This window comes from Micromonospora sp. HM134 (genome assembly GCF_007833915.1).
Classification (GTDB): domain Bacteria; phylum Actinomycetota; class Actinomycetes; order Mycobacteriales; family Micromonosporaceae; genus Micromonospora; species Micromonospora wenchangensis.
The window spans coordinates 344,986-366,244 of the sequence record NZ_CP041061.1 but is presented as its reverse complement, the minus strand read 5'-3'; the positions used below and the strand labels follow the sequence as shown (position 1 = coordinate 366,244).

The following is a 21,259-nucleotide window of genomic DNA, read 5'->3' as shown; positions in this document are numbered from 1 at the left end:
CTCGGCCGAACGGCGACCACGAATATCCCCGGGGCCGACACCCGGACCCGTTCAGCCAGTCACCACACCGGCCCGTCCAGTCACTCCCCGTGACGGCCGGGGTGGCTCAGCGGGCCTCGACGAGCGGCAGCGTACGGCCGGCGCCACCGCCGGGCATGGCGATCGAGGAGAAGTGCGACACCACCCGGTCGTCGGTCGGGTCGTCGGCGGGGGTGTGGTGCACCGCCAGCCGACGGTAGAGGGTGTCCCGCTGGGCGGGAATCCGGTCGGCAGAGCGGATCATGCCGATCAGCTCGTGCAGGTTGGACCGGTGCCGCGCGCCGGCCGAGGAGATGACGTTCTCCTCCAGCATGATCGAGCCGAGGTCGTCGACGCCCATGTGCAGGGCGAGCTGACCGACGTCCTTGCCGGTGGTCAGCCAGGACGCCTGCAGGTGCGGCACGGTCTCGAAGAACAGCCGGGCCACCGCCACCAGGCGCAGGTACTCCAGCGTGGTGGCCTGGGTGCGGCCCTTGAGGTGGTTGTTCTCCGGCTGGTACGTCCACGGGATGAACGCCCGGAACCCCCGGGTGCGGTCCTGCACGTCGCGGATCATCCGCAGGTGCTCGATCCGCTCGGCGTTGGTCTCGCCGGTGCCCATCATCATCGTGGCGGTGGACTCCAGGCCCTGCCGGTGGGCCAGTTCCATGACCTCCAGCCAGCGCGCGCCGGACTCCTTGAGCGGGGCGATCGCCTTGCGTGGCCGGTCCGGCAGCATCTCGGCCCCGGCGCCGGCGATCGAGTCCAGCCCGGCGGCCTTGATCCGGGCGATGGCCTCGTCCAGGCTCACCTGGGAGACCTTCGCCATGTGCAGGATCTCGCTCGGCCCGATGGAGTGGATGACGAGCTGCGGGTACGCCTTCTTGACCGAGGAGAACAGCTCCTCGTAGTACTCCACGCCGTAGTCCGGGTGGTGGCCGCCCTGGAGCATGACCTGGGTGGCGCCCAGCTCGACCGCCTCGCCGCAGCGGCGCAGGATCTCCTCGGTCGGGTGGGTCCAGCCCTCGGCGTGCTTGGGCGCGCGGTAGAAGGCGCAGAACTTGCACGCCGTCACGCAGACGTTGGTGTAGTTGATGTTGCGGTCGATCAGGTAGGTGACGATGTTGTCCGGGTAGCGCCGCCGGCGTACCGCGTCCGCCGCCTCGCCCAACCCGTGGAAGGGCGCCTCGGTGTAGAGCAGCAGCGCCTCCTCGGGCGTGATCCGCCCACCGTCCGCGCCGCGTTGCAGGATGTCGTCGATCTCCCGGTTCGCCGTCACATCCCGAGCGTACGCCGACCTCCCGGCCCGGCCCCGAGTGGTACGTCGACCCGTGACGCGTCCCGCACCGCGAGCGTTCGTGTGCCCACCGAAGCCCGATCGGCTCACCGAGGCGGGGATTCTCGTCCGCTCCAACCGACCGGCTCCGTCCCGGTCGGCGTCGGCCAGCGGCTGGTAGCTCCGGACCGGGACCGTAGGTGACCGAGGTGCCCGGCGTGACCCGGAGACGCGGACCAGCAGCCCTCGGTCGACCAGGTCACTGAGCAACCGTGACGTCGCCCGGGCATCGAGGTCGAGAGCGATCCGCACCATCCGGATCCACGCCGACACCCGCCTCCTCGGCGAGCCCCAGGGTTCGGACCGCCCTGGCCAGCGGCGGAGACCGATCGGTTTCGGGTGAGCCGCCAACGTCATCAGCTCGACAGGGCCCGCAACAGACTTAGGACTACCGTCCGTAGCGGGAGGACCGGGGCAGGGCGGGCAGGATCCCGGGAGGCATGAAAAAGCAGTCCCGGCTATCCGTCGTAGTCGACCGTCAGCTCGTCGGTCACCGGGCTGGCCTGGCAGGTCAGCACGTATCCGGCGGCCACCTCGTCCGGCTCCAGCGCGTAGTTGCGGGCCATCGCGACCTCACCCGAGGTCACCTTCGCCCGGCAGGTCGAGCACACCCCGCCCTTGCAGGCGTACGGCAGCTCGCCGCGCACCCGCAGGGCCGCGTCCAGCACCCGCTCGTGCCGGCCCATCGTGAACCGGGACGACCGCCCGTCCAGCACGATCGTCACCTCGGTGCCGGCCCCGGGCCGGTCGGCGTCGCGGCGCACCGGCTCGGGTGGGGCGTCGACGTGGAACAGTTCGGTGTGCACCGCCGTGTCCGGCACCCCGCGACCCGCCAGCACCGCCCTGGCGTCCACCACCATCCCGTACGGGCCGCAGAGGAACCACTCGGAGATCGCATCGCCCGGCACGACGGTGTCGAGCAGCCGGGTCAGCCGGTCGGCGTCGATCCGCCCGGACAGCAGCGCCGACTCACCCATCTCCCGGGACAGCACGTGCACCAGGTGCAGCCGGGTCGGATAGCGGTCCTTCAGGTCGGCCAGTTCCTCGGCGAACATCACCGAGTTGGCCGTGCGGTTGCCGTACACCAGGGTGAACGTGCTGTGCCGCTCGGTCGCCAGCGCGGTCGCGACCAGCCCGAGCACGGGGGTGATGCCGGAGCCGGCGACCACCGCGCCGTAGCGGCGGACCCGGTCCGGGGCGAACGCGGAGGTGAAGTGCCCCAGCGGCGGCAGCACCTCGACGGTGTCGCCGCGGCGCAGCGCCCCGCAGGCGTACGCGGAGAACGCCCCGCCCGGCACCTCGCGCACCCCGATCCGCAACCGGCCGTGCCGGGCCAGCTCGTCGGGGGTGGAGCAGATCGAGTACGACCGGCGCACCTCCGTGCCGTCGGTGTCGGCCGGACGGCGGACCGTGAGGTGCTGCCCGGCCGAGAACGCGAACGTCCCGCGCAGGTCCTCCGGTACGGCGAACGTGATCGACACCGAGTCGTCGGTGAGCCGGTCCACGGCGGCCACGGGCAGCGGGTGGAAGACCGGCCTGCGGCGCACCGGCCGGGTGATCGTGACAGTCACAGCGCCTTCAGGTGGTCGAAGGGTTCGGAACAGGACCGGCAGCGCCACAGCGCCTTGCACGCGGTGGAGCCGAAGCGGCTGAGCTGGCTGGTCTCCGGCGACCCGCAGCGTGGGCAGCGGACGGCCAGGGTCACCGGCACCGCCGTGCCGTCGCCGCGCGGGGCGGGCGGGGCGATGCCGGCGGCGGCGAGCTTGGCCCGCCCGGCGGCGGAGATCCAGTCGGTGCTCCAGGCCGGGGTGTAGACCGTGCGGACCTCGACGTCGGGGTGCCCGGCGGCGGTCAGCGCCCGCCGGATGTCGGCCCGGATCACGTCCATCGCCGGGCAGCCGGTGTAGGTGGGGGTGATCGTGACGACCACCCGGCCGGTGCCCGGGTCCTCGTCGACCGCCCGCAGGATGCCCAGCTCGTCGATGGTGATCACCCGGATCTCCGGGTCCACCACCGCCGCGACGGCCGTCCTGGGGTCGGTCACCGCTGCCGTCCCCGGCCCGGCCCGCTCACCACCGGGCCCCGGGGTGGGCGCGGTGCAGCACCTGCATCTCGGCCAGCAGGAAGGACAGGTGCTCGGTGTGCACGCCGTCACGGCCGCCGCCCGGCGTCCAGCCGGTCTCCGGCCGGGTCAGGGTGGCCTCGGCCAGCACCGGGTGCACCACGGCGTCGAAGTCGGCCCGCAGGGTGGCCGGGTCGACCGGTGCCGCCGGGTCCGTCGTGAACAGCTCGTGGTGGTACGGCCAGAGCTGGTCCAGCGCGGCCTGGGCGCGGCGGTGCGACTCGTCGGTGCCGTCGCCGAGCCGCTTCACCCACAGCGCGGAGTGGTCCAGGTGGTAGGCGGACTCCTTGCGCGCCTTCGCGCCGATCGCGGCGAGCCGCTCGTCGGGGCAGCCGGCCAACGCGGTGTAGAGCGGCACCTGGTACGCCGCGAGCAGCAGCAGCTTCACCATGGTCACCGCGAAGTCGCCGTTGGGCAGCTCGACCAGTAGGCAGTTGCGGAACTCCCGGTCGTCGCGCAGGTACGCCAACGCGTCCTCGTCCCGGCCGGCGCCCTCCAGCTCCCCCGCGTACGACAGCAGCAGGCGGGCCGCGCCGAGCTGGTCGAGGGCGATGTTGGCCAGCGCGATGTCCTCTTCCATCTCGGGCGCGCGGGTGGCCCACTCGCCGAGCCGCTGGGCGGCCACCAGCGCGTCGTCGCCGAGGGCGAGGGTGAAGTCGAAGGGGCCGTTCACAGGTGGGCCACCCCGTCCGGCACCTCGTAGAAGGTGGGGTGGCGGTAGACCTTGTCGGCGGCCGGGTCGAAGAAGGCGTCCTTCTCGTCGGGGCTGGACGCGGTGATCGCGCCGGCCGGCACCACCCAGATGGAGACGCCCTCCTGCCGGCGGGTGTAGAGGTCCCGGGCGTTGCGCAGGGCCAGCTCGGCGTCGGGGGCGTGCAGGCTGCCGACGTGGGTGTGGGACAGCCCCCGCCGGGCCCGGACGAAGACCTCCCACAGCGGCGAGGTCGCCGGCACCCGGGGTGGTTCGTTCTGCTCGCTCACGCGGCCACCTTCTCCCGCTGGTCCGTGGCCCGGCTCCGCGCGGCCCGCTTCGCGGCGTACGCCGTGGCGGCCTCGCGGACCCAGGCGCCGTCGGCGTGGGCCCGTCGCCGGTGTTCCATCCGTTGCCGGTTGCAGGGGCCCTCACCGGAGATCACCCGCATCAGCTCGTCGTAGTCGGGCTGGGTGAAGTCGTACGCCTGCCGCTCGTCGTTCCAGCGCAGGTCGGGGTCGGGGATGGTGAGCCCGAGGATCTCCGCCTGCTGCACGCACATGTCGACGAAGCGTTGCCGCAGCTCGTCGTTGGAGAACCGCTTGATCTTCCAGGCCATCGACTGCGCGGAGTGGGTGGAGTCACCGTCGGGTGGGCCGAACATCGCCAGCGACGGGTACCACCAGCGGTCGAGCGCGTCCTGCGCCATCGCCCGCTGGCCCGGGGTGCCGTGCGCCAGGGTGTGCAGGATCTCGAAGCCCTGCCGCTGGTGGAACGACTCCTCCTTGCAGACCCGGATCATCGCCCGCGCGTACGGCCCGTAGGAGCAGCGGCACAGCGGGACCTGGTTGACGATCGCCGCGCCGTCCACCAGCCAACCGATCGCGCCCACGTCGGCCCAGGTGAGGGTGGGGTAGTTGAAGATCGAGCTGTACTTCTGCCGACCGTCGAGCAGCAGCTCGACCAGTTCGTCGCGGCTGACGCCCAGGGTTTCGGCGGCGGCGTAGAGGTAGAGGCCGTGGCCGGCCTCGTCCTGCACCTTGGCCAGCAGGATGGCCTTGCGCTTGAGCGAGGGGGCCCGACTGATCCAGTTCCCCTCGGGCTGCATGCCGATGATCTCCGAGTGGGCGTGCTGGGCGATCTGCCGGACCAGCGTCCGACGGTAGGCGTCGGGCATCCAGTCGCGGGGTTCGATCTTCTGATCGGCGTCGATCACGTCGGCGAAGTACGCCGCCGGGTCCGCGCCGGGCATGGGATCGCCCTCCCGGGCGCGGGCCGCCGCCTCGCGCAGCGCCGCCTCGGCGGCCTCGACCTGACCGAGCAGGCCACCGCCGGGCGCGTCCTGCTCCGGGGCGAAGTCGTTGCCATACATTCGTCAAGTGTTACAGCTCGCCTCCAATGACACCAGAGGGTGTAACAGGATTTGAGTAGCGCCTTCCGTTACCAGGCGGATGCGCCCGGTCGACACCAGGACACCTGGTCGGCTATGACTTGGGTCACTGATCAAAGATGAATACCTACAAGGGGCGCAAACCGTGCCTTTATCTCGACTTACCGGCAGTTTGCCGTGCGTCGGATTCTGGCGAGTCGGCTGTCCGGACGTAGACTTCCCCGGTCACCACCGATCGGCTACCGACGATCGCCAGCGAGAAACAGGCCATTCCCCCGGCCTCGGCGGTCGAGCCGATACCCGCGGAAGCAGCCGGTCCCCCCGGCCCTGACATCTGGAGCTCACCCACGCATGCGATCTCGCGTGATCATGGTGTTCGCCGTTCTGGCGGTGCTGCTCGGCACCGGCCTGCTGGTGCCGACCGCCTACGCCAAGCTCGCCGGCGACGACCCGACCGGCGGCAGCGGCGGCGGCGCGGCCGAAAAGGTGCCCGCGCCCACGCCCACCGCGCCCCCGGCGCCCACCCTGGCCGGGACCACGGTCTCGGTGAACTTCAAGGGGGAGTTCTTCGCCTGGGCCCTGCAGGACCGCACGACCGGTCAGCTCTCCGGCTCGAAGAACATGACCTCGACCAGCTCGACCGAGTCGATGCTCAAGGTCTGGATCGTCTCCGACTACCTGCGCGAGCTCGGCGACCGGAAACCGCCGGCACCGATGTTGAAGAACGCGAGCCTGGCCATCCGGGACAGCAACGACGACGCCACCAACCGGATCTACGCGGCGGCCGGCGGCTCCTACCGGGCGCTGGATCGCGGCCAGCCCAGTGTCGTGCTCAAGCGGGCCATCCAGATCTGCGGCCTGACCGACACCAAGCGCGGCAACGTCCCCGGCTACGAGGGCTGGTGGAGCTTCACCCGGATGTCCCCCCGCGACGCCGTCCGGCTCGGTGACTGCATCGCCGACGGCAAGGCCGCCGGCCCCCACTGGACCAAGTGGGTGCTCAACGAGATGGCCCAGGTCCGGGGCAGCGTGAGCAAGCAGCTGGCCCGTGCCGGCGGCGGTCGGTGGGGCATCGTCGACGGTCTGCCCGACGAAATCATCAAGCAGGGCCCGGTCGCGATGAAGAACGGCTGGACCCCCCTCAGCTACGACGGCAACTGGCATGTCAGCTGCCTTGCCGTCACCGACAAGTGGAGCCTCGCCGTGATGATGCGCTACCCGGTCCGCCAGCAGTTGGCGTACGGTGCCAAGGTGTGCGCCAGCGTCGCCACCCAGCTGGTCACCCCGCAGCCCGGCGCCGCGCTCAAGGTGCCGCAGCCGCTCGGGAAGCTCTGATGCCGGGCAGCCGGCGGCCCCGCCGCTCCGCCCGACGGGACCACCAGCCGTTGAAGATCATCGCGGTCGCCGCGGTCCTCACCGGTCTCGTGCTCGTCTCGCTGCGGCTGCTCCCCGGCTCACCGATGGAGTCCACCGCCGCCTCGCGCTGGGGTGACCCGTCCACCGCGTCCCGGTCCACCGGGTCGGCCGTCGACCGCCACAGCCGGCCGAACCCGGCACCGTCGCCGACCCCGTCGCTCACACCGCTGCCCTTCGCGGACCGGGACATCGACCTCGAAATCAAGGGCTGGTACGCCTGGAGCGTGCTGGACCGCCGGACCGGCACGATCATCGGCTCGGACAACATGGCCGAGACCAGCACCACCGCCTCGCTGATCAAGTCGTGGATCGTCGCCGACTACCTGCGGCGGGCGGCCGAGAACGGGCAGACCCCGAGCGACGCCAAGCTCGCCGACGCCACCCGGATCATCCGGGACAGCGACAACACCCGGGCCGAGCAGTTCTACAACGGGGTCGGCCGGTCCGCCTCGATCAAGCGGCTGCTCTCGCTGTGCAAGCTCACCGACAGCAGCGTGGCCGCCGACGGTGGCTGGAGCCGGACCAACCTCTCCCCCCGCGACGCCGCCCGGCTCGGCAACTGCATCGCCGACGGTCGCGCCGCCGGCCCCACGTGGACCAAGTGGCTGCTCAACGAGATGAAGCTGGTCCGGGGCTCGGGTGACTTCGGCATCCGCAAGGCGTTCCCGGCGGCCGAGCAGAAGAAGATCGCCATCAAGAACGGCTGGATCGACCGGACCCGCGAGCAGGAGATGCACATCAACTGCCTGGCCATCGGCGACACCTGGACGATGGGCGTGATGGTCCGCTACCCGATCGACATGGGCTACGAGTACGGCATGAAGAACTGCCAGAAGATCACCGAAGCCCTGATCGGCCCCAGCACCTGACCCAAACCGGCCGGTCCCAAGCCGGGCCGGCAGGTCAGCCGGCGAAGAACTCCGGGCCGCCCTCGGGCAGGGCGGGCGCCTCGCCGGTCGCCGCCGCGCGGCGGGCGAACTCGCGCAGGCCGGCGACCTGCCGCCCACCCAGCGAGAAGTCGAGGGTACGGAAGTACGTGGCCAGGGTCGCCGCGTCGAACGGCTCCCAGCGGGCCGCCGCCTCGGCCACCTGGTCCAGCTCGGCCAGGCACAGGTCACGGGAGCGCAGGAACGCCTCGTGCACCTCCTTGACCAGGCCCGGATGCGCGGCGGCGAAGTCCCGGCGGACCGCCCAGACGGCGAACACCATCGGCAGCCCGGTCCACTCCCGCCACGCCTGACCCAGGTCGGTCACCGCCAGCCCCCGACCCGGCGCCTCGTAGAGGGCGCGCAGCGCCACGTCACCGATCAGCACCCCGGCGTCGGCCTCCAGCAGCATCTGGGTCAGGTCCGGCGGGCAGCGGAAGTACTCCGGGTGGACGCCGTACCGGTCGGCGAGCAGGAGCTGCGCCAGCAGCACCCCGGTCCGCGACGTCGAGCCGAGCGCGACCCGGCGGCCGTCCAGCTCGGCCAGCGGCCTGGTGGAGACCACGTTGACCGAGAGCACCGGCCCGTCGCTGCCCACCGCCAGATCCGGCAGGAGCAGCAGCTCGTCGGCGTGCCGCAGGTACTCCACCTGGGAGATCGGGCCGATGTCCAGGTCACCGGCGACCAACGCCGCGCTGAGCCGGTCCGGCGAGTCCTTGTGCAGGTCGACGTCGAGCAGCGCGCCGGAACGCATCAGCCCCCAGTAGATCGGCAGGCAGTTCAGGAACTGGATGTGCCCGACCCGGGGACGTGCCACGCGCTCAACCATGCCCCGACCGTATCCCCGCCGGCCCGTACCGGCTCACCGGGAGGCCCGGACAGTGGCCAAGCCCGCACCGCCTCCCACCGGACCGACCTGGTCCGATCACGGGCGGCCCCGCTGCTGCGGCCGTAATTCGGTTGCCGGGCCGGTCGGCGGTAGTAGGCTACTTTGTCCCGCCCGACGGCCGAGGTGTGTAGCACCGCAGCGGACGTCCCCGCGCCGACCACGGGTCGGAAACGCGAGCGGCAGCGTTCTTCCCGTGTCGAGGAGTACGAGGATGACCCTGCACGCCCCCGAACAGTCCCTGGACGACGAGCTCGCCGCCGAGCGGGCCCACCTGGCAACCTCCCGGCAGGCCCTGCGCCGGATGCGCGACCGCGCCGAGTCGCTCTTCGCCACCGGCGACAAGGTCGCCGGGGACGCGTACACCGCCGAGCAGCTCGGCCGGCACCTGGCCCGGCGGGTCGCCGAGCTGGCCGACGACCCGACCACCGCGCTGTTCTTCGGCCGCCTGGATTTCGGCCCCGCCGACCGGGAGCACGCCGGGCGGGGCTACCACGTCGGCCGGCGGCACGTCACCGACGACCGGGGCGAACCGCTGGTGCTGGACTGGCGGGCCCCGGTATCCCGCTCGTTCTACCGGGCCAGCGCCCGGGACCCGCAGGGCGTCGCGGTACGACGACGGTTCGGGTTCAGCGCCGGGGCGCTGACCAGCTTCGAGGACGAGCACCTGGACCGGGGCGAGGAACTGGGCACGGCCAGCCGCATCCTCACCGCCGAGATCGAACGCCCCCGGGTCGGGCCGATGCGCGACATCGTCGCCACCATCCAGCCCGAGCAGGACGAACTGGTCCGGGCCGACCTGGCCGACTCGATCTGCGTCCAGGGCGCGCCGGGCACCGGCAAGACGGCGGTCGGGCTGCACCGCGCCGCGTACCTGCTCTATCTGCACCGGGAACGGCTGCGCCGGGCCGGGGTGCTGATCGTCGGCCCGAACCGGGCGTTCCTGTCGTACATCGCGGCGGTGCTGCCCGCCCTCGGCGAGGTCGAGGTGGCCCAGGCCACCGTGGAGGACCTGGTCGCCCGGGTGCCCGTCCGCGCGGTCGACGATCCGGCGGTCGCCGCGCTCAAGCACGACCCACGGATGGCCGGGGTGCTGCGTCGGGCGGCGGACCAGCGGATCACCGCCCCGACCGAGCCGATCATGGTGTCGGACGGGTCGTTCCGCTGGCGGATCGGCCTGGACCCGCTGCACCGGGTGGTCGAGGAGACCCGTCGGGAGGGCCTGCCGTACGACACCGGGCGGGAGCGGGTGCGGGCCCGGGTGGTCGGGTTGCTGCAACGGCAGGCCGAGGCCCGCCGGGCCGAGTCGCCGGGCGACGCCTGGCTGCGCCGGATGGGGAAGGCCCGCCCGGTCACCGCTTTCCTCGACGCGGCCTGGCCGGCGCTCACCCCGGAGGGGCTGGTGCACGCGGTGCTCGGTGACCCGGCCGTGCTCGCCGCCGCCGCCGACGGCCTGCTCACCCCCGACGAGCAGGCCCTGCTGCGCGGCGGGGCGACCCCCACCGACCCGACCGGCACCGGGTCGGTCAGGAGCCGGTCGGGTGCCGTCACGGTCGGCACGAGGCTCGGCCGCACGCCGAAGGCGACCCGGTGGACCGCCGCCGACACGGTGCTGATCGACGAGGCGGCCGGGCTGATCGAACGGCCCACCGGCTTCGGGCACGTCGTCGTCGACGAGGCGCAGGATCTCTCGCCGATGCAGTGCCGGGCCATCGCCCGGCGCAGCGAGCACGGTTCGATCACCCTGCTCGGCGACCTGGCCCAGGGCACCGCGCCGTGGGCGGCGACCGACTGGCGGGAGTCCCTGGCCCACCTGGGCAAGCCGGACGCGGTGGTGGTGCCGCTGAGCGTCGGGTTCCGGGTGCCGGCCGTGGTGGTCGCGTTCGCCAACCGGCTGCTGCCGGCCCTGGCGGTCGACGTACCGCCGGCGGTGTCGCTGCGCCGCGACGGCGCGCTCGACGTGCGTACCGTGACCGACCTGGCGGCGGCGACGGTGGCCGAGGTGCGCGCGGCGCTCGGGCACGACGGTTCGGTCGGGGTGATCGCCGCCGACGACGCGGTGGACGGGCTGCGGGCGGCGCTGGCGGACGCCGGGGTGCCGACCGCGACCGCCGACGACCCGACCGCCTCGGTGCGGGTCACCGTGGTCCCCGCGACCCTGGTCAAGGGCCTGGAGTACGACCAGGTGGTGGTGGTCGAGCCGGCGGCGATCGTGGCCGCCGAGCCACGGGGCCTGCACCGCCTCTATGTGGCGTTGACCCGTGCGGTGTCCCGGTTGTCGGTGCTGCACACCGCCCCGCTGCCCGACCCGCTGGCCGACCCGTCGGGTGATCCGACGCCGGCCTGAGCCCCGCTGTCCGGTGGCCGACCCGGACGGCCGCGCACTCGACTTTGTGTTTTAAAGTAGTTTGCATGACCCCCGAAGACGACGCCCCGATCGACGCCGCCGCGGCGATGCGGCTGATCCGCGAGCAACAGGCCAGCACCGTCCGCGGGCTGGAACCCGACCCCCGGGTGCACTACTGGCCGTGGGGGTTCGCCTGGCTGATCGGCTTCGGGGTCTACTTCCTGCGCTTCTCCCCCGACGGCCGCACCCTCGTACCGATGCCCGCCTGGCTACCGCTGACCCTGCTCTTCGTGCTGCTCGCCGCCGCCGCCGTGGTCTTCGGGGTAGGCAGCGCCCGCGCCTACCGGCACGTCGCCGGCGAGTCGGCCCGGCGCGGCAGGTGGTACGGCACCGCCTGGGGCCTCGGGTTCTTCGGCCTGTCCGTGGTGATCGGCCGGGTCACCGACAGCCTGCCGCCCGACCTCGCCGGGCTGCTCTGGTCGGCGCTGTCGGTCGGGCTCACCGGCGCCCTGCACATGGCCGGCGGCGCGATCTGGCTCGACCGCACCCTGTTCCGCCTCGGCGTCTGGCTCACCGCCGTCAACATCGTCGGCGTCATCGCCGGCCCCGGCTGGCACGCCCTGGTGGTGTCGGTGGCCGGCGGCGGCGGACTGCTGGTGGCCGGCGCGCTCGCCCGGCGGCGGCACGGATGAGCGAACTCGACCCGGTCATCCACGCCCAGGCCCGGCTGCGGGTGGTGGTCACCCTGGCCACCCTCGCCGACGGCGACCGGATCACCTTCCCCCGCCTCCAGGAACTGCTCGCGATGACCGCCGGCAACCTCTCCGTCCACCTGCGCAAGCTGGAGGACGCCGGCTACGTCGAGATCGACAAGACCCACCGCGGACGCACCCCGACCACCCTGGTCCGGCTCAGCCGGCGCGGACGGCGGGCGTTCGAGGAATACACCGAGAACATCCGCGCCCTGCTCGACCCCGCCGACCCCCGGGAGCCCCGATGATCCTCGCCCGAGCCGACCAGGCCACCCGCCGGTACGGCGACGTCCTCGCCCTCGACCGGGCCGACCTCACCGTCTCCGCCGGCGAACTCGTCGGCCTCCTCGGCCCGAACGGGGCCGGCAAGAGCACCCTGATCAACCTGCTGGTCGGGCTGCGCCGGCCCACCGCCGGCCGGGTCGAACTCTTCGGCGGCGACCCCCGCCAGCCGGCGTCGAGGCGGCAACTCGGGGTCACCCCGCAGGAAACCGGTCTGCCCGGCACCCTCCGCGTCGGCGAGGTGGTCGACTTCGTCTCCGCGCACTTCCCCGACCCGGTGCCCCGGGGCGAGTTGCTCGACCGGTTCGGCCTCACCGACCAGGTACGACGGCAGACCGGCGGGCTCTCCGGCGGCCAGCGGCGTCGGCTCGCCGTCGCGCTGGCGTTCGTCGGCCGGCCCCGGCTGGTCGTCCTCGACGAGCCGACCACCGGGCTGGACGTCGAGGCCCGGCACACCCTGTGGGAGGCCATCCGGTCGTTCCACGCCGACGGCGGGACGGTGCTGCTGAGCAGCCACTACCTCGAAGAGGTCGAGGCGTTGGCGCAGCGGGTCGTGGTGCTCGGGCAGGGCCGGGTGCTCGCCGACGACACCACCGCCGCGATCAGGGGCATCGTCGGCGTCCGCCGGGTCAGCCTCGTCGCCGACGACCTGCCGGCGCTGCCCGGCGTGGTCGCCGCCGAACACACCGAGGGACGTACCCACCTGCTCACCACCGACGCCGACCAACTGGTCCGCGACCTCGTCACCGCCGGGGTGACGTTCCGCGAGCTGGAGGTCCGCCCCACCTCGCTGGAGGAGGCGTTCCTCGCCATCACCGCCGACCCGGCCACCGCCACCGGCACCGCCGTCGGTGCCCGACCCACCGCCTGAGGAGTCGACGCCGTGCCGCTCACCCTGGTCCACGCCCGCTACCAGCTCCTGGAAACCATCCGCATCCCCGTCGCCGTGGTCGGCAGCGCGTTCTTCCCCGCCGCCGCGATGCTCTTCTTCGTCGTCCCGTTCGCCGGGGACGACCCGACCGGCGCCACCTACGCCACCGCCGCGATGGTCACCTTCGCGGTGATGAGCGCCAACATCTTCCAGTACGGCGTCGGCGTCGCCGAGGACCGCGACCAGCCGTGGAACCCGTACACCCGGACCCTGCCGGCCGGGCCGGGACCCCGACTGGCCGGGCGGATCCTGGCCGGGCTGGTGCTGACGTACCTGTCGATGCTGCCCGTCGTGGTCATCGCGGCGGTCGCCACGGCCGCCCGGATCACCCCGGTCGGGCTGCTGCTCGGCGCGGCCACCGTGGCCGTGGTCTCGGTGCCGTTCACCCTGCTCGGGCTCGCCATCGGCTACTCGCTGCCGAGCAAGGCCGCGATCGTCGTCGCGCAGGTCATCTTCTTCCCGTTGGCCTTCGGCGGCGGCCTGCTCTCCGCGCCGGGCGACGCGCCCGGCTTCATCCAGGTGGTCGCCCCGTTCCTGCCCACCCGGGGCGCGGTCGAGCTGATGTGGGCGGCGGTCGGCGACTGGCAGCCGGACCCGCTCGCCCTGGCCATGCTCGGGGTCTGGATCGTGCTGCTCGCCACGGTCTCCGGCTGGGCGTACCGGCGGGACGAGGGTCGCCGGTTCAGTTGACCTGTACGCCGGTTCGGCCCGGTGGCCGCCGCCCGGTGCCACGATGCCGGCAGGGCGTCCACCCGTACGCCCCGAGCCGAGAGGGGTCGACGTGCGCACCGTCGCCGCAGGCACGCCCTGCTGGACCGACCTGGCGACCCCCGACCTGGACGCCGCCCGGCGGTTCTACCCCGAGCTGTTCGGCTGGACCGGCCGGATCGCGCCGGAACCCCGGATGGCCGGGTACACCACCTTCCACAGGGACGGCCGGGCGGTGGCGGGCGCCGGCCCGCCGGCCGACCCGGGCCGGGAGCCGGTCTGGTCGACGTACGTGGCGACCGACGACGCCGACCTGGTCACCACCCGGGTCGGGGCAGCCGGCGGTCAGGTGCTGGTCGCCCCGTTCGACGTCCTCGACGCCGGCCGGATGGCGGTCTTCGCCGACCCGGCCGGCGCGGTGTTCAGCGTCTGGCAGCCGATGCGGACGCCCGGGGCGGAACTGCTCGACGCCCCCGGCGCGATGTGCTGGAACGAGCTGGTCAGCCCCGACCCGGAGGGCGCGAAGGTCTTCTACGAGCTGGTCTTCGGCTGGCACCCGGAGGAGCAGCCCGCCGGCGGGCCCGGCTACACCGGCTGGCGGTGCGGGGCACGGATCGTGGCCGGGATGCTACCCACCCCCGACCCGGCGCGGCCGGCGTACTGGTCGGTGTTCTTCGCGGTGGCCGACGTCGACGCGGCCGCCGCCCGCGCCACCACCCTCGGCGGCACCATCCTCACCCCGCCCCGGGACACCCTGCTGGGCCGCCGGAGCACCCTGCGCGACCCCGGAGGCGCCCGGTTCTCCCTGCTCCACCCCGCCACCGATCCCGCCTGACGACGGTGACGCCGCAGGTCAGTGCCGCGGCGGGCCGGGACGGCTGGGCACCACCAGCGGACCGTGGTCGCCGGGAACGACCCGGACCCGGGCCCGGTAGTGGCGGGACAGCAACTCCTCGGTGAGCACCTGGTCGGGCGGGCCCGCCGCGACGACCCGGCCGTCGGCGAGCAGCACCATCCGGTCGGCGTACTCGCCGGCGACGGAGAGGTCGTGCATGGTGGCGAGCACGGTGAGGCCGTGCGTGCGGCGGAGCTGGTCGACCAGCTCCAGCACCTCCTGCTGGTGGCCGATGTCCAGCGCGCTGGTCGGCTCGTCCAGCAGCAGCAGGGTGGCGCCCTGGGCGAGGGCACGGGCCAGGAACACCCGCTGCCGCTCCCCGCCGGAGAGGGTGGCCAGCTCCCGCCCGTGGAACCCGGTCAGGTCCAGCCGGTCGAGGACGTCGTGCACGGCGGCCAGGTCGGCCGCCGACTCCCGGCCCAGCGGCGCGATGTACGGGGTCCGCCCCAGCAGGACGTAGTCGAACACCGACATGCCCGCCGGCACCACCGGGGACTGCGCCACCGTCGCCACCACCCGGGCCCGCTCCCGGCGACGCAGCGCGCCGGACGGCGTACCGAAGAGGGAGACCGCGCCCGGGGCGGGCAGCAGGCCGCCGACGGCACGCAGCAGGGTCGACTTGCCGGCGCCGTTCGGCCCGATCACGGTGACCCATTCGCCGCTGGCGACCGTCAGGTCGACGCCGGCCAGGATCACCGCCCCACCGAGCCGCACGTGCAGCCCCCGCACCTGCACCGCCGGCACGTTCATGGAAAAACCCGGCGGGCGGTGCGCAGGACCAGGACGAAGAACGGGCCGCCGAGCAGGGCGGTGACCACGCCGATCGGGATCTCGGCGGGAGCGGCGGCGGTCCGGGCGACCACGTCGGTCAGCGCCAGGAACGCCGCGCCGAAGAGCAGCGACAGCGGCAGGATGACCCGGTGGCTCGACCCGGCCAGCAGCCGCACGGTGTGCGGCACGATGATCCCGACGAAGCCGATCAGCCCCGAGGCGGAGACCGCGGCGGCGGTGCCCAGCGAGGCGGCGGCGATCAGCAGGTAGCGGGAACGTTGCGGGTGCAGGCCGAGGCTGCCCGCCTCGTCGTCGCCGACGGAGAGCACGTCGAGTTCCCGCCGGTGCAGCAGGACCACCACGGTGGTCAGCACGAAGTACGGCAGGATCAGCCGCACGTCACCCCAGCCGGCGGTGCCCAACCGGCCGAGCAGCCAGGAATAGACCTGCTGGATGCTGTCGGAGTGCCGTTGCAGCAGGTACGTCTGCCCGGCGGCGAGGAACGCGGACACCGCGACCCCGGCCAGGATCAGGGTGGCCGGGGAGCGGTCCCGCCCGCCGGCCGCCCCGAGCAGGTACGTCAGGGCGACCGCACCGAGCGAGCCGACGAACGCGGCGAGCGGGATGGTGACCGGAATCCCGGTCAGCGCACCGCCCGCCCCGACGCCGCCCAGCGTGATCACCGCGGTCACCGCGAACCCCGCGCCGGCCGCCACCCCCAGCAGGTACGGGTCGGCCAGCGGGTTGCGGAACACGCCCTGGTAGCAGCCGCCGGCCAGGGCGAGCAGGCCGCCGACGAGCAGGCCGAGCACCACCCGGGGCAGCCGCAGCTCCGTGACGATGGCGATCTCGCGTTCGGTGAGCCCGCTGTCGAGGCGTACCCCCGGCAGCAGGTTGAGCAGTTCGGCGGCGACGCTGCCGGGCGGCAGGCTGACCGGGCCGAGGGACACCCCGGCGACCAGGGCCACCAGCACGGCGAGCACCCCGGCGGCGAGCCAGCGCTTGCGCAGGCCGGCCGGCCGGGGCGTACCGGTGACGCGGGCCGGCCGGGACGCGTCGCGCGTCCCGGCCGGTGCGGGTGTGGTGGACCGCACGGTCAGCGGACCGTCACGCGGGCACCTTGGCGGTGGCGTCGACGATCGACCGGAGCAGGTCGACCACGCGCGGCCCCCAGCGCGAGGCGATGTCGTCGTCGAGCGCGACGATCTGGTTGTTCTTGACGGCGGTGACGCCGGCCCAGCCGCTGCGGACCTTGACCGTGTCGGCGCTCTGCTGGCAGCACTTGACGTCGGCGAGGAAGACGAAGTCGGGGTTCGCCTTGACGATGACCTCCTGGGAGAGCTGCGGGTATCCGCCGTTCTTGCCGTCGGCGTCGGAGGCGTCGGCGATGTTCTCCAGGCCGGCCAGCGCGTAGATCGAGCCGATGAAGGTCTTGCTGGTCGCGCTGTACAGCTCCGGCCCCAGCTCGTGGTAGTAGGTCAGCTTCGTCGACCGCTGCGGCAGGTCCTTGGTGAGCTTGCCGATCTCGTCCTTCATCCGGGCGGTGACGTCGGCCGCCTCGGTCGGGTGGCCGGTGAGCGTGCCCAGGTCGGTGAGCTGCCGGTAGGTGTCGTCGAGGGTGGTCGCCGCCGGAGTGAGCAGCACCGGGACCTTCAGCGCGGTGAGCTGGGCGACGATCTTGTTGGTGTCGTTGGCGAGGACCACCAGGTCGGGGTTCTTGCCGGCGATCGCCTCGGCGTTGGGCTGGAAGCCGGACAGCTCGCTCTTGGGCGCGTCGGCCGGGAAGTTCGACTGGTCGTCGACGGCCGTGACCTGCGGGCCTGCGCCGATGGCGAAGAGCATCTCGGTCGCGGTGGGCGACAACGAGACGATCTTCTCGGGCCGCTTTTCCAGGGTGAGGTTGCCCACCGTGGCCGGGAAGGCCGCCGCACCGGAGCTGCCGCCGGTGGCGGGGGTGTCGGAGGAGGTCTTCTCGGCGCACGCGCCGAGGGCGAGGGCGGCCACCGCGAGGGTGACGGCGAACAACCGGGGGGTACGTCGGGACATCTGGCCTCCTGTCGGTCGAGGAGCGTGGTGCTTCGCCGACAGGGCGCGCGGTGCGTGCCCGTCCGCGAGGCGCCCTTCCTCGAGAGCGCGTGTCGCGACCGACCGCAGGCGACCTGGCTCGTCCCCACACACGGCGACGCCGGCCACGTCGGGCCGGGCGTCGCGGCGGCTCCGGCGCAGGGGCGGGGAGCCTCGGTGGGTCATCACAGTTGCGGGACAGCGCCGGTTTCGCACCGGCTTCGCTGCGGTCGATCGGGTGCCACGGTAGCGCACGACCAGCGAAGATCGTCCGGACGGGAGGGGTGGGTGGGGCCCCGTCGGGGGCTTACGGGACCCCACCCGGGAATCACGTCCGGTAACTCAGCAGTACGTGCTCTGCTTGTTGATCACCCGGTAGGGGCAGTCGGCGTACTCGGACAGGAGCAGCACCGCCTCCTTGTTGCGGGAGGTCTGGGCGGGGATCACCTCGTCGGGCGGGTAGAAGCCGCCGCCGGCCCCGGACGACCCGGGGTACATCTCGAAGGTGTACGCCCAGATCTTGTGGGTCGCCCACATCCAGTCGAGGCTGTCGCCGTCGGTGATGTAGAGGTCGCTGGACTGCTCGGGGGTGTAGCCGTTGGTGGCCGCCATCCGCTGCCCGAGGGTGGCGAAGGTGTTGTACTGGTCGGCGGTCATCCCGCTGGGGGTGTTCGCCGTGGTGTAGCCGAACGGCCAGAGCACCAGCTGCGAGTAGGTGTGCCAGTCGATGTTGGCCTTGATCTGCTGCACCCCGCCGACGACCCGGCTGTTGACGAAGTCCCGCAGCGCCTTGGTCTCCGGCGCGGAGAAGGCGGACGGCCCCCGGTAGGTGCTCGACGACGGCGTGCCGGACGAGCCGCCGCAGCAGCCCCAGTTGTAGCCCCAGTTGCGGTTCAGGTCGGTGCCGACCGCCGCCGCGCCGCTGTTGGGCTGCCGGTTCTTGCGCCAGGACCGGTAGGAGCCGGTGGCGATGTCGTACTCGCTGCCGTCCGGGTTGACCGTGGGGACGATCCAGATCTCCCGGGAGTTGACGATGTTGGTGATCCGCGAGTCGCTGCCGTAGCTGTCGGTGAACAGGTTGAGCAGGTAGATCGCCATCTCGACGGTCAGGTGCTCGCGGGCGTGCTGCTGGGCGTTGAACAGGATCTCCGGTTCGGCCTCGTCGGTGCCGACGTTGTCCGAGATCTTCACCGCCATCAGGTCGCGGCCCTCGTACGACTTGCCGATGCTGATCTTGCGGGCGATCGCCGGGTGGTCGGCGACCACCTGGTTGACCACTGTGGTCAGCTCGGCGTAGTCGTGGTAGTTCGAGTCGGCCGGCGGGAAGGCGTTGGCGCGGGCACCCTCGGCGGGGGCCGGTTCGACCTCCCGTTCCAGCCGGAAGCCGAGCCGGGTGATGGCGGCGGCCTCGGACCGGTTGGCCGAGACGTACAGCACGCCGTGCTCGGCGGAGTCGATGGCCGCGCCGGTGCGGGCGACCGCGTTGCGGTCGGCGAGGGTACGCGGACCGAGCACGCGGTAGCTGACGGCGGCGGGCTCGGGCTCCGGGGCCGGGCGGGCGGAGACCGGCCCGGTGGCGACGGCGGTGAGACCGAGGCCGGCGACGACGGCGAGCGCCAGGCGACGCCGGAAGGGGGAGGTGCGGAAGGCCATGGACATCCTCCTCGGGGTACGGGGTATCCCGTTGTGCGCCCACTTCACCAGCAGTCACATGGTCATATCAATATCCGTGACTATCTCCCACCATCCCGACCGGATCGTCATACCGGCAATGGTTTTCTTGATGACACCATCTGGCGAAACTTCCTGCCAGGCGGGACAGTGAACGGCAACGATTCCCCACCCCGCGGAGTTGCCATGTCCAGCAGAGCCCTGCGCACGGTCGCCCTGGTCGGCGTCGCCACCCTCACCCTGCTCGCCAGCACCGCACCCGTCCGGGCCGGCGGCCCGTCATCCACCGGGGCGCACCCGCCCGCCGGGGACCGTCCGCCCGCCGGGGACCGTCCTCCCGCCGGGGGGCACGACGAGCAGATCACCTTCCAGGAGTGGTCCCGGTACCCCGACTGGCGGGCCGGCACCCACCGGGGCACCCACGCCGCACCCGGCCACCGCGCCGGCCTCACCATGGGCCGACCCGCCGGCACCACCGAGTTCACCGACGAACACACCGGCACCACCCGCACCTGGGAATACTCCACCTGGACCTCACCGCCCACCCCGATCGGCTTCGACGCCACCGAACTCGTCGCCTCCTGGAACGCCGACACCCCCGCCGGCACCTGGCTCCAGGTCGAACTCCAGGGCACCTACTCCACCGGCGGCCACACCCCGTGGTACGTCATGGCCCGCTGGGCCTCCGGCGACCAGGACATCGCCCGGGCCACCCTGGACGGTCAGGGTGACCCCTGGTCCAGCGTGTGGACCGACACGTTCGCCATCGACGACGCCGACGCCGGGGTGCTGCTGCGGTCGTACCAGCTCCGGTTGACCCTCTACCGCGTGCCCGGCCAGGCCGCCGCACCCCGGGTCCGGATGCTCGGCGCGATGAGTTCACACGTGCCGGACCGGTTCACCGTCCCGCCCAGCCGGGGCCGCATCGCCTGGGGCATCGAACTGCCGGTGCCCGCCCGATCCCAGATGATCCACCGGGGCAGCTACCCCGAGTGGGGCGGCGGCGGCCAGGTCTGGTGCAGCCCGACGTCCACCACGATGGTGCTGGAGTACTACCGCAGGCTCCCGTCGGCGGCCGACCTGTCCTGGATCGAGCCCGGCCACCCCGACCCGCAGGTCGTCCACGCCGCCCGGATGACCTGGGACAACGAGTACGAGGGCGCGGGCAACTGGCCGTTCAACACCGCGTACGCGGCTAGTTTCCCCGGCATCGAGGCCCGGGTGACCCGGCTGCACTCCCTCGACGAGGCGGAACGCTTCATCCGCGCCGGCATCCCCGTGGTCACCTCGCAGTCCTTCCTCGACACCGAACTGGACGGGTCGAACTACGGCACCTCCGGGCACCTGTTCGTGATCGTCGGCTTCACCGCCGACGGTGACGTGATCGTCAACGACCCGGCGTCGGCGTCCAACGCCGAGGTACGCAACGTCTACCGACGCGACCAGTTCGAGCAGATCTGGCTACGGACCAAGCGGCACCGGGCCGACGGCACCGTGGCCGGCGGCTCGGGCGGCATCGCCTACCTGATCAAGCCGACCGACCGCCCCTGGCCGGTAGTCCCCGGCTCCACCAACTGGTGACCCCACCCAGCCCCACCCGCCCCGCCCAAGATCCACTCTCGGGAGTCGAAATAGCGGCATGACTCCGGCGGCGATACCGCCATTGGGCCGATCTGGAGTGGATCTTGGGGCGGGCTGAGGCACCACCCGGTGGGGCGTCAGGTGCGCGGGTCGCCCTCGGCGGGGTGGTCGTCGCCGGCCAGGGCGGAGCGCAGCCGCTCCTTCTCCGCCCGGCGTCGCTCGGCGGCGGCGGCCACCTCCTCGGCCATCTGGTCCCGCCAGCCCCGGAGCAGGAAGAACGACGCGGCGGCCGAGAAGATCAACGCCACCATCAGCTTGAGGAACAGGTTCATCCCGACCGGCCACAGTGCCACCACGACCAGCAGGAACAGCCCGATCCGGGCCAACGTGTACTTGACCGCCGCGCTCACCAGACCGCCTCGACCCGTGCCTGCGGGGCTCGCACAACCCGCTCACTCCTCGCGCTCACAGT

The 21,259-nt window shown here is 72.7% G+C and carries 20 protein-coding genes and 1 pseudogene; 9 read left to right on the top strand and 12 right to left on the bottom strand.

The genetic code is table 11. The features are described from left to right. Positions 1-106: 106 nt before the first annotated feature. The 6 genes from mqnC to paaA form a co-directional block, all read right to left on the bottom strand. Entirely contained in the window at positions 107-1,297 is a 1,191-nt protein-coding gene (mqnC, locus tag FJK98_RS01820; RefSeq protein WP_145917459.1) for a cyclic dehypoxanthinyl futalosine synthase, read from the bottom strand. 515 nt (positions 1,298-1,812) lie between these two features. After that, entirely contained in the window at positions 1,813-2,925 is a 1,113-nt protein-coding gene (gene paaE, locus FJK98_RS01815) for a 1,2-phenylacetyl-CoA epoxidase subunit PaaE (protein WP_145917458.1), read from the bottom strand. Further along, complete coding sequence (gene paaD / locus FJK98_RS01810) at positions 2,922-3,398, bottom strand: 1,2-phenylacetyl-CoA epoxidase subunit PaaD (protein WP_145917457.1); 477 nt, start codon at positions 3,396-3,398, stop codon at positions 2,922-2,924. The genes paaE and paaD overlap by 4 nt, the downstream gene beginning before the upstream one ends. Before the next feature lie 25 nt (positions 3,399-3,423). After that, the gene (paaC, locus tag FJK98_RS01805) at positions 3,424-4,149 is read right to left on the bottom strand and encodes a 1,2-phenylacetyl-CoA epoxidase subunit PaaC (RefSeq protein ID WP_145917456.1); all 726 of its coding nucleotides are present in this window, start codon (positions 4,147-4,149) and stop codon (positions 3,424-3,426) included. Next, positions 4,146-4,457, bottom strand: a complete 312-nt coding sequence (gene paaB / locus FJK98_RS01800) for a 1,2-phenylacetyl-CoA epoxidase subunit PaaB (protein WP_145917455.1) — start codon at positions 4,455-4,457, stop codon at positions 4,146-4,148. The genes paaC and paaB overlap by 4 nt, the downstream gene beginning before the upstream one ends. Next, positions 4,454-5,539 (bottom strand): 1,2-phenylacetyl-CoA epoxidase subunit PaaA, encoded by a 1,086-nt coding sequence (gene paaA / locus FJK98_RS01795; protein ID WP_145917454.1) that lies wholly within the window; start codon positions 5,537-5,539, stop codon positions 4,454-4,456. The genes paaB and paaA overlap by 4 nt, the downstream gene beginning before the upstream one ends. A gap of 369 nt (positions 5,540-5,908) precedes the next feature. On the opposite strand from paaA, the gene FJK98_RS01790 reads away from it, so the two are divergent. Together FJK98_RS01790 and FJK98_RS01785 are read left to right on the top strand one after the other, a co-directional pair. Continuing rightward, positions 5,909-6,892 (top strand): hypothetical protein, encoded by a 984-nt coding sequence (locus FJK98_RS01790; protein WP_145917453.1) that lies wholly within the window; start codon positions 5,909-5,911, stop codon positions 6,890-6,892. Beyond that, entirely contained in the window at positions 6,892-7,842 is a 951-nt protein-coding gene (locus FJK98_RS01785; RefSeq protein ID WP_145917452.1) for a serine hydrolase, read from the top strand. The genes FJK98_RS01790 and FJK98_RS01785 overlap by 1 nt, the downstream gene beginning before the upstream one ends. A gap of 34 nt (positions 7,843-7,876) precedes the next feature. On the opposite strand, the gene FJK98_RS01780 is transcribed toward FJK98_RS01785, so the two are convergent. Beyond that, the gene (locus FJK98_RS01780) at positions 7,877-8,728 is read right to left on the bottom strand and encodes a menaquinone biosynthetic enzyme MqnA/MqnD family protein (RefSeq protein ID WP_145917451.1); all 852 of its coding nucleotides are present in this window, start codon (positions 8,726-8,728) and stop codon (positions 7,877-7,879) included. Between the two features lie 271 nt (positions 8,729-8,999). Between FJK98_RS01780 and FJK98_RS01775 the strand changes: the two genes are divergently transcribed. The 6 genes from FJK98_RS01775 (at position 9,000) to FJK98_RS01750 (ending at position 14,640) form a co-directional block, all read left to right on the top strand. Beyond that, positions 9,000-11,132 (top strand): AAA family ATPase, encoded by a 2,133-nt coding sequence (locus FJK98_RS01775; RefSeq protein ID WP_145917450.1) that lies wholly within the window; start codon positions 9,000-9,002, stop codon positions 11,130-11,132. A 65-nt stretch (positions 11,133-11,197) separates the two neighbouring features. Beyond that, the gene (locus tag FJK98_RS01770) at positions 11,198-11,824 is read left to right on the top strand and encodes a transporter (RefSeq protein ID WP_145917449.1); all 627 of its coding nucleotides are present in this window, start codon (positions 11,198-11,200) and stop codon (positions 11,822-11,824) included. After that, positions 11,821-12,132, top strand: a complete 312-nt coding sequence (locus tag FJK98_RS01765; RefSeq protein ID WP_088646174.1) for a transcriptional regulator — start codon at positions 11,821-11,823, stop codon at positions 12,130-12,132. The genes FJK98_RS01770 and FJK98_RS01765 overlap by 4 nt, the downstream gene beginning before the upstream one ends. Next, on the top strand, positions 12,129-13,037 hold the full coding sequence (locus FJK98_RS01760) for an ABC transporter ATP-binding protein (RefSeq protein WP_145917448.1): 909 nt from the start codon (positions 12,129-12,131) through the stop codon (positions 13,035-13,037). Before FJK98_RS01765 ends, FJK98_RS01760 begins: the two co-directional genes overlap by 4 nt. A 12-nt stretch (positions 13,038-13,049) precedes the next feature. Then, the gene (locus FJK98_RS01755) at positions 13,050-13,787 is read left to right on the top strand and encodes an ABC transporter permease (protein ID WP_145917447.1); all 738 of its coding nucleotides are present in this window, start codon (positions 13,050-13,052) and stop codon (positions 13,785-13,787) included. Between the two features lie 91 nt (positions 13,788-13,878). Further along, the gene (locus FJK98_RS01750; RefSeq protein ID WP_168222605.1) at positions 13,879-14,640 is read left to right on the top strand and encodes a VOC family protein; all 762 of its coding nucleotides are present in this window, start codon (positions 13,879-13,881) and stop codon (positions 14,638-14,640) included. 18 nt (positions 14,641-14,658) lie between these two features. On the opposite strand, the gene FJK98_RS01745 is transcribed toward FJK98_RS01750, so the two are convergent. The 4 genes and pseudogenes from FJK98_RS01745 to FJK98_RS01730 form a co-directional block, all read right to left on the bottom strand. Then, positions 14,659-15,450, bottom strand: a complete 792-nt coding sequence (locus FJK98_RS01745; protein ID WP_145917445.1) for an ABC transporter ATP-binding protein — start codon at positions 15,448-15,450, stop codon at positions 14,659-14,661. After that, positions 15,447-16,481 carry an iron ABC transporter permease gene (locus FJK98_RS01740; protein WP_205789472.1) on the bottom strand — a complete coding sequence of 345 codons (1,035 nt, stop codon included), beginning with the start codon at positions 16,479-16,481 and terminating at the stop codon, positions 15,447-15,449. Before FJK98_RS01740 ends, FJK98_RS01745 begins: the two co-directional genes overlap by 4 nt. A gap of 97 nt (positions 16,482-16,578) precedes the next feature. Continuing rightward, positions 16,579-17,517 carry an ABC transporter substrate-binding protein gene (locus FJK98_RS01735; protein ID WP_145917443.1) on the bottom strand — a complete coding sequence of 313 codons (939 nt, stop codon included), beginning with the start codon at positions 17,515-17,517 and terminating at the stop codon, positions 16,579-16,581. A gap of 363 nt (positions 17,518-17,880) precedes the next feature. Next, positions 17,881-19,188 (bottom strand): annotated as a pseudogene (locus FJK98_RS01730) (M14 family metallopeptidase); the annotation flags it as partial. A gap of 204 nt (positions 19,189-19,392) precedes the next feature. Between FJK98_RS01730 and FJK98_RS01725 the strand changes: the two are divergent. Next, the gene (locus FJK98_RS01725; RefSeq protein WP_145917441.1) at positions 19,393-20,787 is read left to right on the top strand and encodes a C39 family peptidase; all 1,395 of its coding nucleotides are present in this window, start codon (positions 19,393-19,395) and stop codon (positions 20,785-20,787) included. Between the two features lie 137 nt (positions 20,788-20,924). On the opposite strand, the gene FJK98_RS01720 is transcribed toward FJK98_RS01725, so the two are convergent. Further along, positions 20,925-21,197 carry a DUF4229 domain-containing protein gene (locus FJK98_RS01720; protein ID WP_145917440.1) on the bottom strand — a complete coding sequence of 91 codons (273 nt, stop codon included), beginning with the start codon at positions 21,195-21,197 and terminating at the stop codon, positions 20,925-20,927. Positions 21,198-21,259 lie beyond the last annotated feature (62 nt).

Coding starts and splice junctions, on each gene's coding strand:
- paaA (WP_145917454.1), bottom strand. CDS start 5,539: ATGTATGGCAACGACTTCGCCCCGGAGCAGGACGCGCCCGGCGGTGGC.
- FJK98_RS01790 (WP_145917453.1), top strand. CDS start 5,909: ATGCGATCTCGCGTGATCATGGTGTTCGCCGTTCTGGCGGTGCTGCTC.
- FJK98_RS01785 (WP_145917452.1), top strand. CDS start 6,892: ATGCCGGGCAGCCGGCGGCCCCGCCGCTCCGCCCGACGGGACCACCAG.
- FJK98_RS01780 (WP_145917451.1), bottom strand. CDS start 8,728: ATGGTTGAGCGCGTGGCACGTCCCCGGGTCGGGCACATCCAGTTCCTG.
- FJK98_RS01775 (WP_145917450.1), top strand. CDS start 9,000: ATGACCCTGCACGCCCCCGAACAGTCCCTGGACGACGAGCTCGCCGCC.
- FJK98_RS01770 (WP_145917449.1), top strand. CDS start 11,198: ATGACCCCCGAAGACGACGCCCCGATCGACGCCGCCGCGGCGATGCGG.
- FJK98_RS01765 (WP_088646174.1), top strand. CDS start 11,821: ATGAGCGAACTCGACCCGGTCATCCACGCCCAGGCCCGGCTGCGGGTG.
- FJK98_RS01760 (WP_145917448.1), top strand. CDS start 12,129: ATGATCCTCGCCCGAGCCGACCAGGCCACCCGCCGGTACGGCGACGTC.
- FJK98_RS01745 (WP_145917445.1), bottom strand. CDS start 15,450: ATGAACGTGCCGGCGGTGCAGGTGCGGGGGCTGCACGTGCGGCTCGGT.
- FJK98_RS01735 (WP_145917443.1), bottom strand. CDS start 17,517: ATGTCCCGACGTACCCCCCGGTTGTTCGCCGTCACCCTCGCGGTGGCC.
- FJK98_RS01725 (WP_145917441.1), top strand. CDS start 19,393: ATGTCCAGCAGAGCCCTGCGCACGGTCGCCCTGGTCGGCGTCGCCACC.